Source organism: Aliiroseovarius sp. S1123 (assembly GCF_023015885.1).
Taxonomy (GTDB): Bacteria; Pseudomonadota; Alphaproteobacteria; order Rhodobacterales; family Rhodobacteraceae; genus Aliiroseovarius.
The window spans coordinates 1-12,208 of record NZ_JALKBE010000013.1 but is presented as its reverse complement, the minus strand read 5'-3'; the positions used below and the strand labels follow the sequence as shown (position 1 = coordinate 12,208).

At 50.9% G+C, this 12,208-nt stretch carries 11 protein-coding genes; 4 read left to right on the top strand and 7 right to left on the bottom strand.

Annotated features, from left to right (window positions below):
* Positions 1-84: 84 nt before the first annotated feature.
* Positions 85-366: a 2-C-methyl-D-erythritol 4-phosphate cytidylyltransferase gene (locus tag MWU53_RS15755; protein ID WP_247094628.1), complete on the bottom strand. Its 282-nt coding sequence runs from the start codon at positions 364-366 to the stop codon at positions 85-87.
* A 920-nt stretch (positions 367-1,286) separates the two neighbouring features.
* The gene (locus MWU53_RS15750; RefSeq protein WP_247094626.1) at positions 1,287-1,991 is read right to left on the bottom strand and encodes a response regulator transcription factor; all 705 of its coding nucleotides are present in this window, start codon (positions 1,989-1,991) and stop codon (positions 1,287-1,289) included.
* A gap of 225 nt (positions 1,992-2,216) precedes the next feature.
* Between MWU53_RS15750 and MWU53_RS15745 the strand changes: the two genes are divergently transcribed.
* Entirely contained in the window at positions 2,217-4,961 is a 2,745-nt protein-coding gene (locus tag MWU53_RS15745; RefSeq protein ID WP_247094624.1) for an ATP-binding protein, read from the top strand.
* Between the two features lie 26 nt (positions 4,962-4,987).
* The gene (locus tag MWU53_RS15740) at positions 4,988-5,350 is read left to right on the top strand and encodes a response regulator (RefSeq protein ID WP_247094622.1); all 363 of its coding nucleotides are present in this window, start codon (positions 4,988-4,990) and stop codon (positions 5,348-5,350) included.
* 94 nt (positions 5,351-5,444) lie between these two features.
* On the opposite strand, the gene MWU53_RS15735 is transcribed toward MWU53_RS15740, so the two are convergent.
* The 5 genes from MWU53_RS15735 to MWU53_RS15715 all read right to left on the bottom strand — a co-directional run bounded on the left by MWU53_RS15735 (position 5,445) and on the right by MWU53_RS15715 (position 10,089).
* A complete protein-coding gene (locus MWU53_RS15735) occupies positions 5,445-6,029 on the bottom strand; it encodes a hypothetical protein (RefSeq protein WP_247094620.1) in 585 nt (194 codons plus the stop codon).
* 197 nt (positions 6,030-6,226) lie between these two features.
* On the bottom strand, positions 6,227-6,577 hold the full coding sequence (locus tag MWU53_RS15730; protein ID WP_247094618.1) for a helix-turn-helix transcriptional regulator: 351 nt from the start codon (positions 6,575-6,577) through the stop codon (positions 6,227-6,229).
* Between the two features lie 16 nt (positions 6,578-6,593).
* On the bottom strand, positions 6,594-7,148 hold the full coding sequence (locus tag MWU53_RS15725; protein ID WP_247094615.1) for a hypothetical protein: 555 nt from the start codon (positions 7,146-7,148) through the stop codon (positions 6,594-6,596).
* Positions 7,149-7,573: 425 nt separating this feature from the next.
* Positions 7,574-9,316: a calcium-binding protein gene (locus MWU53_RS15720; RefSeq protein WP_247094614.1), complete on the bottom strand. Its 1,743-nt coding sequence runs from the start codon at positions 9,314-9,316 to the stop codon at positions 7,574-7,576.
* A gap of 164 nt (positions 9,317-9,480) precedes the next feature.
* Complete coding sequence (locus tag MWU53_RS15715; RefSeq protein WP_247094612.1) at positions 9,481-10,089, bottom strand: hypothetical protein; 609 nt, start codon at positions 10,087-10,089, stop codon at positions 9,481-9,483.
* Between the two features lie 719 nt (positions 10,090-10,808).
* On the opposite strand from MWU53_RS15715, the gene MWU53_RS15710 reads away from it, so the two are divergent.
* Entirely contained in the window at positions 10,809-11,021 is a 213-nt protein-coding gene (locus tag MWU53_RS15710; RefSeq protein WP_247094610.1) for a helix-turn-helix domain-containing protein, read from the top strand.
* Positions 11,014-12,081: a bifunctional DNA primase/polymerase gene (locus tag MWU53_RS15705; protein ID WP_247094608.1), complete on the top strand. Its 1,068-nt coding sequence runs from the start codon at positions 11,014-11,016 to the stop codon at positions 12,079-12,081. The genes MWU53_RS15710 and MWU53_RS15705 overlap by 8 nt, the downstream gene beginning before the upstream one ends.
* Positions 12,082-12,208: the final 127 nt, after the last annotated feature.

Genomic DNA, 12,208 nt, shown 5'->3' with positions numbered 1-12,208 from the left:
CTTTGACGATCTTCTCGCCTGGGCTCTTCGTTGTCTTTCTCATCGTCCACTCCTTGGTGGCTACGATGAGCAACAAACCCTCACTTAGCAAATAACGCTATTTGGACCCATAGGCGCTGACGGCAGACAGTAGGCGGCAAGGATTTCTGCGGTTTGCTCTTCGTACCCTTCAGGAGCGTTCACCACGATTTCGTCGACATCGGGAACTTTGCGGGCCGCAATCAGCGAATAGGCGATCATCGGGTGACCAGCAATTGCGAAGAACTGCTTTGGGTATTCAAGTGCTGCGCGTTTGCCCTTACCACCCGATAGCAGTAGTAGCGAAACCTGTTCATCTGAAATACGCTGTCGTTTATTTCGCTTCATTACAACTCTTCAGATCTATAGACCGGGCCGGCCAAGTGGATACTTCGGCGAATATCAGGATCGCGCCAAAGCGGCTTCAAGATTCCTTGCTGGGTGTCCAAGTCTTGGGGGGCTAAAATTTCCGCCATCACTACTCACTCGTGATGCAGCTCACACGCCACAGGAACATCTCAATCGTTGTTTGGTTGTGTGCTAAATTGGTCCAGTGGTTGTGCAAAATGCGTTACAAATTTGGTATCGCCTACAATCATATGTTTCCTAGACGGAAACTCGCTAAGTTGCGCCGGAATACCTGCCCCGCCAAGGTGGCGGTGGTCGAGCGCTCAAATCCGCCCATCTCAATCAACTAGGTAACGTATTATGGCGGGGTCGAACCGCTGGCCCTAGCATGCCGTGGACGAGATAGTTTTGTCAGGACAGTTAAAGTGGTTGAAGGGAAGTGGGCAAAAATAGACAGGATTGTAGAGTCTGAATATAGGCGCCCCGGGATGGAATTCCTGCTTCATCCAGTTTGGTTGAAATTCGTCAAGTTGGCGGGGGAACCGTTACAAAGGGGCGACTTCATTATCTCGGACTATGTTAGCCTTCACATATAGCCTGCACGAGACAAAATACTGCTCTAAGAATGGTAGAAACACTCAAAAACAGAAAATGACCGCGTAATGCTCTTCACCGCCACCCACCGGCACCAGAGACCATCGCTCCATAGGCCCGAGGCCAATCATGCACCAACATTCAAACTGAACTACTAAGTGCAACTGACCAACTTAGATATGGCCAGACAGATCAGATTTAAGCCAAAGCGAGCATTTCCAATCGGAAATCAATGTAGAAATCATAGATGATCACTGCACTTCAAGCGCGTCACGAACTAGGGCAGTTTTTACATGCAAAAGGTCACCCCAAGTGTAAATTTCACCTTATTGAGTGGCTGAAAACAGATATCCCACCCCGCGAACGGTTCGGAAGTAGTCAACGTCACATTTATGTGCCGCAAACTTCGCACGGAGGCGACTGACGATGCCATCTATCGCACGATCGTATCCAGCCCATTCACCCCCTCTTAACTTAATGACAATCTGTTCTCTCGAAAGGATTTTGTCCTGATGGTTCAGAAAGATCTCCAAGACATCAAACTCTGTCTTTGTTAGAAGAACCTCTTCTTCGTCTGGATTCAAAAATCGCCTCTTCTGTGTATCGACTTTCCAGCCATCAAACTCAAAAAAAGTATCTTTCTTTTGAGCCTCTAAAGGGGCAACCGACCTTTCCAAACGCCTGAGCAAACTCTGGATGCGAGCAATAAATTCAGAGATCCTGTACGGTTTTTCAACATAGTCATCAGCGCCAATTTCCAGGGCCAGAACTTTGTCGACTTCACTGTGGTGACCGGAAAGCACCACTATGCCTGCATTGGACCCAGCGCGAGCAATTCGGATCACCTCATTTCCATGTCCATCGGGTAAACTGAGATCCACGACAATCAGGTCATACGAACGAATGTCCTGAAGAGATCGGAACTGATTAATCGTTCTGACAGCTTTCACCTGAAAACCATAACTCTCGAGAACTTCTACCAATTCCTCTGCTACCGGAACATCGTCTTCTACCAGCAAAATGCTTTTCATTTTACCCCCATCCCCAGAGAAGTGTATCCCCGTTCGCAACAACAACTGCTTCTTTAGAATCGCCTAGCGAACGTTTCCAACAAACTCCACACTATCCGTTAATTTTGCACACAACTCGCACAATTCTTCACGTAAAATACACCTATACCGTTGGTTTAGTGACGGTCCCAAAAGGATAGGATCGCCCACTTCAGAACGCAAACCCACATCCTAGGAGCAGATCGTTTGTCATCTCTATCTAATCAGCAGTCTTTCACTGGGACCGGTTCTGAAACGTCTCTGTTAGCAGAAAAGTGGGAAAGAATTGGCTGGCAAATAGCTCTAACGCTTTTCTATACCTCGTTGGCCGTGCTCGGGAACGTCGTGAACATTGACCTGTTCTTTGGAGTCAATTTTTTATTTGGAACGATATTCGTTTGGCTCTGCTGGATATTCCTAGGGCCAATTTCTGCACTTTTAACAGCGATAGCTGCCGCGTACTACACTGTGCTTCTTTGGGGGCACTACTACGCATTTGGAATTTTTGTTCTTGAGTTTCTCTTCTTAGCCACGCTGCTTCGGCGTGAAAGAGATACATCCAAGATAGCGCTCGGGTTAGTTGCTTACTGGCTGCTATTGGGAGCACCATTATCATTCGCAGCTTATAAGCATGGCTTGGGTCTACCTCAGAGCACGGTGATGATTGTCGTGTCCAAACAAATTCTGAATAGCCTGCTCAATGCATGCGCCGCGATTTTTCTATTCAATATGTTTGCCAAGAAACCTCAATTCAGGATTTCCAAAAGGACCCGCGAAGTGGGTATTCACGTTCAATCCCCTTCTTATTCAGCGCTGATTCAGTCCTCTATTATCCTGTTGATTTTAGTATCCATTGGCCTCGCAGAGCTATTTGCCATTCGTAAGTCATTTGATCTTCGCATTGCCGCGACCCACGCCGAGGTGACAAGGGCAGCATCGGCCCTCAGAGCGAATGGGCTGCATTTTCTGGCCATGGAAACACAGCATTGGGCAACGCATCATGATAACCCCCACGCAGTCCAACCGAGCCCCGGGGCTAGTCGTAAGGGGGCCATCGAAACCTATGCACCGATCGGATTGTACAAGCTTTCAGACACAAACAAATTAGTACGCATCGAAGGTGCGCCTCTGGACGCTTTGAACCAAAGGGCTAGAGAGCTTGCTTTAACCCGCCCCAAGGATGGAAATGACGCAACCCAGATACTCGATTGCTCCAAAGGCACGATGCTTGTCGCCGTTCGTGGCTCGTCGCCTAGCCAAGACTATTTTTCGTTGTGGCCGTTAGAAGTATTGAGCGTTCTAACTGCGGGGGCCGAAGATGAAGATATCATGCTATCGTGTGGTGCAAGTAGCGCGCCATCAGACGGGGAATTCAAAGTCTGGACGACTAGAGACACCAGCGCCGATATACCCGCGCTTCGGTCCTGGCTTGCTGGAACAGCCCAAACTTCATTTGCGATCAGTGAAACACCAAAAATCGCTCTGACAGTATCGATGGGAATTCGCAATTCCGTAATGGAGTTTCAAGCCTCCTACGCACAGGTTATTCTCCGGCTTTCCATAATCGCAATGGCCTTGATTTGCCTCGTTTACTTTTTTGGAATTAGATTGAATCTCTGGCTCGACCGCTTTGCCCGAGAGACTGAGAACTTCGTCAGAACCGGCGAAATCAGCCAACAAGCGCTAGCCGCGCGATTCCAAGAAGATCGCCGTACGGTGCAGTGGGTGAAAAGGCTGGAAACCCTCATAAAGGAGAAGGAAAGATCGGAACTGCTTGCCATTCGTAATTTCAATGCTGTGATCCAAAACTCCAAAGTTCCAATTTTTTCAACTGATCAATCCGGCAACATCTGCGTTTGGAACTCAATGATGCAAGACTTGACCGGTTTCAGCTTACGGGAAGTGAAAGGCAAAAAACTTCTAGGTCTCATTGATGCAAGCGATAACTCATCAGAAGACTTAGCCGTTTTGTTTGGTGAAAACGCCCCCATAAGCGCCTCACACAGATTTTCGTTTTCTTTGATCACCAAAGATGGAAGGCAGCTATACCTTCAGACGGGTAGGACGTTTTTGCACGACGTTTCCACTGCGGTTCAAAGAGATCTTACTTTTTCCCCCAGCCCAGCCCAGAAAAGAAACTACTTTGTGGCTCAAGATATTACCGAAGCGAAGGTTGCGCAGGCTCGTATCCTACATGCTGCTCGCCTTACCGCACTGGGCGAGATGGCTGCGACATTTGCTCATGAGCTGAACCAGCCTCTAAACGCAATTGCATTGGCTTCTGGGAACGGAATGGCGGAATTACATCAGGCTAAACCCAACCTCGCTTCCATCAACAAAAAATTTGAACGCATTGAAGATCAAGCGATCAGGGCTGGCGAGGTAGTTCAAACCATTCGTCAGTTTCTATTGCAACGTGATCAACTCGAAACCACGACGTTCAACTTAAGTGAACTTATGGATAACGCGATCAAATTGATGCGAGAATCAACGCGGGTCAACTCCGTCAAAATCAACATTTCACAACCCTGTCAAAACGCGACAGTCGAAGGGAATGCACTCATGCTTGAGCAATCAATCATGGCAATATTGATCAACGCGCAACAGGCTGTCTGCGGCAATGCATCAGATAACCGTGAGATCAATATCGAGTACATTTACAATGTATGCGATACCTGTGAACGACAGTGTCACAGCCGCCTCGAGGAGGAGGGCTCTCTCAGCGCGCGCAAAGCAATCATGATAAAGTTTATCGACAATGGACCTGGCATTCCCGAGCGCATCCTTCATGAGGTATTTGAACCGTTCGTGACCTCCAAACCCGAAGAGGAAGGCACCGGAATTGGACTCTACATGGCCAAAACAGCTGTTGAAGCTATGCAGGGAAACATTCGGGCGAAAAATACAGAAACGGGGGCAGAGATAATGATTTGCCTTCCGCTGAAAGAGTAACCAGTTGAAAGTTAGGAGCCATAGTAATGGTAACCGTAGTTTATGTAGATGATGAAACGGTCATCTGTGATGAAGTCAGGGACGCACTGAGCTATCTACCCTGCAACGCCCATGTCTTTGACGACTCCCATGATTGCTGGGAGTTTCTCGAGAAATGTGATGGTAAAGTTGATGTACTGATCGCAGACCTCATGATGCCGAAGCTTAATGGCGCAGAGCTGATACAGCTTTGCCTCGCTAGCTTTGGAGGCTCAATTAAATATGTTCTGATCTCTGGAAGAATGGAGACAGGGGAAAGCATCAGACGGATCTTACCGAATTTAGATCGGGTCATGTCCAAGCCGATCAAAACCGCTGAGTTCGCCAAAATAGTTGAAGCTGCCTCCTGACTAAAAGACCACACCAAGAGGCAGCTTCTTACGAAGAGATGAAGCGGCATGGAACAATGCTTCATCTCTTCCACCCTTTTGCTTTCGCGTTTTTTTATACCCGCGAGTGGTGGTGAAAGTTCAAGGGCCGGGGAACACTTCCGTTTTTAAAATGTCGGAAATCTGAACCTAGTTTTCGGTTGGCGCGCAAAGCAATTCCAAGCGCGGCGTCAAGCTCGCTAGGGGTGGAGGGACAGGCAAGACAGCAATCACCCAGCCTTGTGGGTTCTTGCTCCCAATGCGGTTGTGGTCCCTCATCCGAGAGCAGCATTATCGGTATTCTGAAATCCACCATGCGAAGTTGGTGGACCCAGCCGGCAAGTTCGGTCTTCGAGTATTGGCGATCCAGAACGATCGCAATCATTGCCCATTCTTCTGAGTCTTCAGAAACCACTTCAAAAGCAGCCTCTAGACTAGTTGTACATGCAGCTTCAAAGCCAAGATCTTTGTAAGCTTGAATGGTCTGTGAAAATTTAGTTTCATCCTCTGCAACAAAAGCAACGCATTTCGCCCTGAATTTGTTCGCATCATTTTCGAAAGCTAAAGCGACGTCAGTCCCTGTATTCACAACAATGAAAGGTGTAATTGCGCTGACGCCTATTGCTTCTTCCTCACGCGGAAGTTTGTTAGGAATTGCCATCAACTCGCTCCCTTAAACCATCTATTAGGTCCAAGTTAGCGATCTATCTTCGAATTCGCTGTTCGCTTCCTTGCAAAATCAGTGTCTGTTTGGTGGAAATTAGATCTTCAATGGGTGCGCGGTCATGGCCCCACTCGCACCCCGGTGAAGGGGACCACCTCGCACCCTCTCAGCTCGTGACGTCTCATGCGCCCCTCCTAGCTGGCCTTATCGACCATCATCTCTGCCATCTCCAACAGCTTGGAACGCAGCTTCTCAGGCATGGCGCGCGTGGCATGCAGCATGCGAACCTCTGTCTGGGTGCGAGGTGCTTCGCCATCTGCCTCGACGCCATCCAATCCCTCGAAGAAGTACGTGATGGGGCAGTCCATAAACTTGGCAATCTCGAACAGCTTGCTGGAGCTGATCCGATTGGACCCGGTCTCGTACTTCTGCATCTGCTGGAAAGTAATCCCCAGCTCCGTGGCCACCTGCACTTGCGTCAGTCCCTTGACCTTACGGCGCTCTCGAACCTTGCTGCCCACGTGGACGTCTACTTGATGTGCCATGATAATACCTTCGCTTTCAGTATCGTGTCGTTGAAGAGTTGCCACGAATGCGTGTCGTGCATTCGCTTAGCTTGCCCAAGGCAGCAGCCGATCCCTTGAGGGACCATACGGAAATACTGGTTTTCTCTTTCGGTGTCTTGAGAGCGACCTTGCTGCCGCGCCAAAGGTCTTCCAAAAAATCCCCAACCTTGTCGGTATTGTCGGGGAAGTCGAACCAGATCGTGCGCTGGCCCGTCCGATGCACCCCGAACGACGCATCGTTCAAGGTCCACCGTTCATAGTCGATGTGTAGGATAGCATCCGCTGAAAACGTGCCATCCCACCCTTCGAAGTCAGAGGCCATCATAATCATCAGGGAAGCCCCGCCACGCTCCCACGTGATCAGGCTGAACAAGTCCCCCGATCCGTTGGTCGTGTCGGCAGAGCACGCTGACGAGTCCGTGGACGAGAGGTAATCATGCGTCACCTCCCAATCCTTGTGCTTCATCAGCACCGTGCTGTCGATGTCCCCACTGGCCGCGTGAGGTAGCACCACCAGCGCCATCACACTGGCCCATGCCTTGAGTTTCATGCTGCTTCCTCCATCAAAGTTTTGACGACGTATCCGATCCATTCCTCGGCCATAGCTTTAGCCATGCCGGGAAAGAAGCGGCTGCGTTGAGGAGGCGGAGGCACGGTATCCCCTGATCCTCTCCTTCGCATGCAAGTGCATCACCGGGTTCTCGATAGCGATGTGTTCGCACTTGGCATTGAGGAGCTTGCCCCCCGCCCCAGATGTTCCCACATCACGGCGAGCAGTTCCTTACGGTTCATGTAAGGCCACGTACTGGCTTCGTCTTCGCTTGCATCAGCAGGTGGGTTGCTCGGTGGCTCGTTGAGTCATCGCTCCCATCACAAATTATGAACGACGAGAGCCCTAGCCCAGCCGCAAATAGAAGCAAAAATTCCATATCTACTCCTCTCGGTGCCCCCTCACGCCACTTCTAGCCGATTGCTTCACGAAAATAGAAAGTCATCGGCGCTAAGGTCGGCCGAGTTGACGTTTTCAAGCAGGATGCTGTTTCCATTTCCATCTTCTATCAACGTATCTGCCCCAACCTGCGTCACATGGTTTTCCATCAGGTCTTCAAAACCGTCGAAGTCAGAAATCCGTGAAACGTCAATGATGTCTGTCGAGTCGAGCACGTCGAAATCAGAAATGGCGTCAGTTCCAAAGCCGCGGTGAAATATGAAGACATCATCACCAAGTCCGCCACTCAAGACATCAGATCCTGAGCCCCTGCCACCGATCAAGATGTCATCACCTGACCCGCCATGCAGGGAGTCATTTCCTGCTCCACCGTGAAGACGATCGCGACCTTCACCTCCTTCGAGATGGTCGTCTCCACTACCCCCAAATAGCTTGTCGTCTCCACCTAAGCCGCAGAATTTGTTATCTTTGGCTGACCCTTTGATGAAATCATCAGAAGTGCCAGAGCCAATGATAGCTTCAACACCCTTCAACTTGTCTCCTTCGGCCTGACCACCCTTCCCAATGGACCACCCCGTCAACGAGCGCACTGATAGATTGATCTGAACACCTGACGCCGAAGCCGAATAGTCCGCCGAATCAAACCCCAGACCGCCGTGCATTATGTCAGCGCCACTTCCTCCAATAAGTGTGTCTGATCCGTCACCTCCACGAAGTACGTCATCATCGGCTCCCCCAGAAAGAAGGTCATCATTTCGGCCACCGAGCAGTATGTCTGCTCCATCACCGCCAACGAGAAGGTCGCCTCCATTACCGCCTACTAATCTATCATCACCGCTTCCTCCGATCAGGTGATCCGCTCCGTTTCCTCCCTTAAGGATGTCCGAGCCAGAATTGCCCTCTATGTAGTCGTCACCCCATCCGCCAAGTATTTTATCGTGGCCACTCCCACCCCAGACGAAATCGTCGCCCCCAAGAGCGGTTACAAAATCATCATTAAGCCCAGCGGCGATTAGATCTCCGAACTGTGAAGCTTCATTTGCTGCATCACCGACAACGTCTTCAACATCGGCGATATCCCTATCTCGATCGTTATAAACCACGCCTCCTGCCTCTGCTGTATAGCCCGATGGGACATAGTTGTGCTTAGCGACAAATTCTACGGTTTCCAGATCGCTGAAGCTGGCAGGCAAATCTTCAGGCAACAGAAAATGGGTTTCTTGCGTCTGAGATCCGCCGTTACCATCCATGGCAACTCGCGCACCTTCAATCGCATAGAAAATTGTACCACCTGTAGACGTCTCAATTAGCAACCATTGCTGGGCGTGCGCATCTGGATCGGTGTGGGCTCCGTTATACTCTACTATGCGGACGCTGCTCACACTCGGATGCTCAAACGAGTCAAGGTCGTACACATCCACAACCTTCCCTTCGATCTTAAGTATGTCGCGCGTGCTATCGTAGTCATCCAGCCGGCCCACGACGATTCCACCACTGTGAACTTCGTGAATGTCGACAAAGTCATACGTATCAGTGAAGTTTGCGTCGCTGGGGAAGTCGGCAAATGTGTGATGGCCGTGTGCGAAGCCATCAATATCACTAAAGATCATGTTGATCGTATCATCTCCATGCCCCGCGAACGGATGGAACTGAGCACGAGTGTTTGTTGCCGTCAGGTTGAACGTATCTCCAGCAGCGGTCCCATGTAAACCGCCTCCCGCATGGCCCAGATGATGAAGTTCGACGTCAGTGTAGGTATAGGTAGCCATAGATTTTTCCAGCTCTTCGATCGGGGCTAAGCGCTTGCCACTCCATTTCGCTCAGATATCGGGAAAAGAGGCCGTCTTCCGAAATCGAAAGACGGCCCAAAAAGGAAATGCGGGAGTGGGGTGCGTGTGCAAGCATGTCGCATGCTCAATCGCATTTCCAATCTCTACGCCCCCAGTCGTCGGGGTGTAAGTTTGCCGGGGTGCAGTGTCTGAGGAAGTGAGTTGTTGCTGAAGTGAGCAAAGCGATGTCCCAAACTACGATTTGAACGCACTGCTACGCCGATAGCTATCGCAAGCTCGTGTGCAGTCTTGGGCATCCGTGCAAAACTATCCCCAAGAGCCGTCGGCTCCTGCTCTTCACTGGAAAATGCTCCAGACGACCAATAAAGAGATATTGGAAGTCTGTGGTCCGTTAGGCGCATAAGACGCACCCACTTTGCTAGGGAGGATTTCCTATAGCTCGCATCAAGGCAGATCGCGACCATCCCCCATTCTTCTGGGTATGGAGAGACGATCTTGAACGCATTTTCGATACTATCTGTAGAGCCCACTTCCAATTCGAGCTCAGACGCCGCACCAGCGAAAGGAATGATCTTATTATTACAGCAATCATTGGTGACCAAAAGAACCGCCCGGCTCCGAAGGCCTAGTGATTGAAATCGCAACTCCTCAACACACTTGGGAGCAGCTTTTTCAGCACCTTCAAGCCCAAGGATTCTCGATTCTTGCAGTATAGGTTCATCTTGCAGACCAAGCATTAGACGCTCCAGCATCGCTGTATTTCTTCAACTCATTCTTGCTACAGGAGCATCTCAATCGTTGTTTGGTTGTGTGTTAAATTGGTCCAGTGGTTGTGCAAATTGCGTTACAAATTGGGTATCGCCTACAATCATATGTTTCCTAGCCGGAAACTCACGAAGTAGCGCAGGAATGCCTACCCCGCCAAGGCGGCCGTGTTCGAGCGCACTAATCCGCTCATCTCAATCAACTAGGTAAAGCAGTTTTGCCCCCAAATCTTGACCTCTTGCTTGGCGTGTATGAAGCTCTGACTATCTCCCCTGAAATCAGCGACCGCCCAGAAATACTCCCGGAGATTTCCGGAGCTGTTCTCGAGGTAAGCGACTACCTCTTGTAGGCATTGTCACCCCTCGAACATGAAATCCTTGGTCACTCGGATGTCATTTCTCGGAGGCACCCCAAATAGTGAGGTAGACAATGCAGCAAGCACAAGATATAGTATCGGCCTGACTTTAATCGTGAGGTCACGGATATAGGAAGCACACAGGGTCCCTACCGGAGGTGCCCGTATGGTGTTGAGCCCACCTGTTTTCAGGTCATGTAAGTGGCGAACCTAAAGGCCGCCCAGGTTCCGGCAACTGGGTTAAGTCCCCGAGGCACACCCTTCGCTGGCTGGCATCACGTTCACCATCCCTAAACGGGCTGGGGAGCGTGTGTCTTTTGCATCTCGTTCCCCAGAATATGAAAGAACGAGATGAAAGAAGATCATTTTATTGCCCCTGAGAGCTTTCTCACCATCCCCAATGCAGCTGAACGCTTGGGTATTCCCACCACCACCTTACGGCGCGCCGTGAAATCCGGCCTGGTGCCGAGCTATCGCCCGCTGGGCCAACGCGTCCGCGTGCGCCTTTCCGAAATCATCGCGGTCATTGAGGCCCAGAAAGTGGGAGGGCAGCGCGATGAATAAAGGAGTTTTTGCAACTAAAGCGCAAAAATACTGGGCCATCGGCTTGTCGGCCTTGCCCGAAAAACCTGGAGAAAAGAAACCAGCAATAGCGAACTGGACGTCCTATCAGGCCAATCCCCCCAGCAAGGATCGTCGGGCGGAATGGTTGAGCAGGTATTCGAACTGCGGGATCGGCATCAATCTTGGCACCCAAGTGGCCGACGGAGAGCAAATTGCCGCCATTGATGCGGACGACGATATCTGGGTTCGCCCCTTGCGCGGAGTGTTCGGCGAAGAAGCCTGTGCCAAGCGCGGAAAGAAGGGGGCCACCTTCTTCGTCCGCGTGCCCAAATCGGAAAAGGTGAAGTCCACGGTCCTTAAGGCCGTAGAGGGTTTTGGCGCCATCGACATTCTCTCCGGGGGCAAGCAAACGGTCCTGCCGCCTTCAATCCACCCTAACACTGGCCAGCCTTACAAGTGGCTGGGGCAGCCTTTGCACAAGACGAAGTTCGAGGACCTGCCGCAGGTGGACAAGCGTTTTCTGGGTGTGCTGGCAACCGCGATCAAATCTGAACACGTCCCTTGCCTTGTTTCTGGCAAAGAGACCCACAGCGCAGCATTGTCCTTCACCGCCCAATTGGTGGCGGCTGATGCGACGGACAGCGAGATCAAGGCGTTTGTCCTGGGGTTGTTTCCGGATGGATATGCAGGCGACACGCACAAAGAGCTGCCGGGAATGATTGCCTCGGTGCGCGAAAAAGGTTTCGAAAATAGTGCTTTCAACGTACCCTATGACCCCGGCGGCACCGGGCCCATTCCGCTTGGCTTCGACAAAAATGGAAACTTCGTCGTGCGGGACCAAGAGCGGGATCTCATCCTGTCCGCAACATCGTCGCAACTCTTAAGTCTTCAATGGCAGTTGGGACTGGCGCCGATGGATTTTTGGGCGGAACAGTTTCGGACCGAAAAGGGATACTCCTCTATTCTCGCCGGGAGCGCGCTGATCGAGGGGTGTCGTAGCAAGGGGCCTTTTGATCCGACCAATGTCCGCGGTCGCGGACTATGGAAGGAAGGTGATTGATCCTCCCCCACTGAAGTGGTCCGCCCCTATAGTTAGGAAACGGAGGATCAGATATGGGAATCAAACGACACAAGCCTGAAGAGATTGTCACGAAGTTACGGCAGGTTGAGGTGCTTTGCGGCCAAGG

What these genes read in the sequence shown, in the direction of transcription:
- MWU53_RS15710 (WP_247094610.1), top strand. Translation starts at nt 10,809, where the DNA reads ATGAAAGAAGATCATTTTATTGCCCCTGAGAGCTTTCTCACCATCCCC.
- MWU53_RS15720 (WP_247094614.1), bottom strand. Translation starts at nt 9,316, where the DNA reads ATGGCTACCTATACCTACACTGACGTCGAACTTCATCATCTGGGCCAT.
- MWU53_RS15725 (WP_247094615.1), bottom strand. Translation starts at nt 7,148, where the DNA reads ATGAAACTCAAGGCATGGGCCAGTGTGATGGCGCTGGTGGTGCTACCT.
- MWU53_RS15740 (WP_247094622.1), top strand. Translation starts at nt 4,988, where the DNA reads ATGGTAACCGTAGTTTATGTAGATGATGAAACGGTCATCTGTGATGAA.
- MWU53_RS15730 (WP_247094618.1), bottom strand. Translation starts at nt 6,577, where the DNA reads ATGGCACATCAAGTAGACGTCCACGTGGGCAGCAAGGTTCGAGAGCGC.
- MWU53_RS15750 (WP_247094626.1), bottom strand. Translation starts at nt 1,991, where the DNA reads ATGAAAAGCATTTTGCTGGTAGAAGACGATGTTCCGGTAGCAGAGGAA.
- MWU53_RS15705 (WP_247094608.1), top strand. Translation starts at nt 11,014, where the DNA reads ATGAATAAAGGAGTTTTTGCAACTAAAGCGCAAAAATACTGGGCCATC.
- MWU53_RS15735 (WP_247094620.1), bottom strand. Translation starts at nt 6,029, where the DNA reads ATGGCAATTCCTAACAAACTTCCGCGTGAGGAAGAAGCAATAGGCGTC.
- MWU53_RS15755 (WP_247094628.1), bottom strand. Translation starts at nt 366, where the DNA reads ATGAAGCGAAATAAACGACAGCGTATTTCAGATGAACAGGTTTCGCTA.
- MWU53_RS15715 (WP_247094612.1), bottom strand. Translation starts at nt 10,089, where the DNA reads ATGCTGGAGCGTCTAATGCTTGGTCTGCAAGATGAACCTATACTGCAA.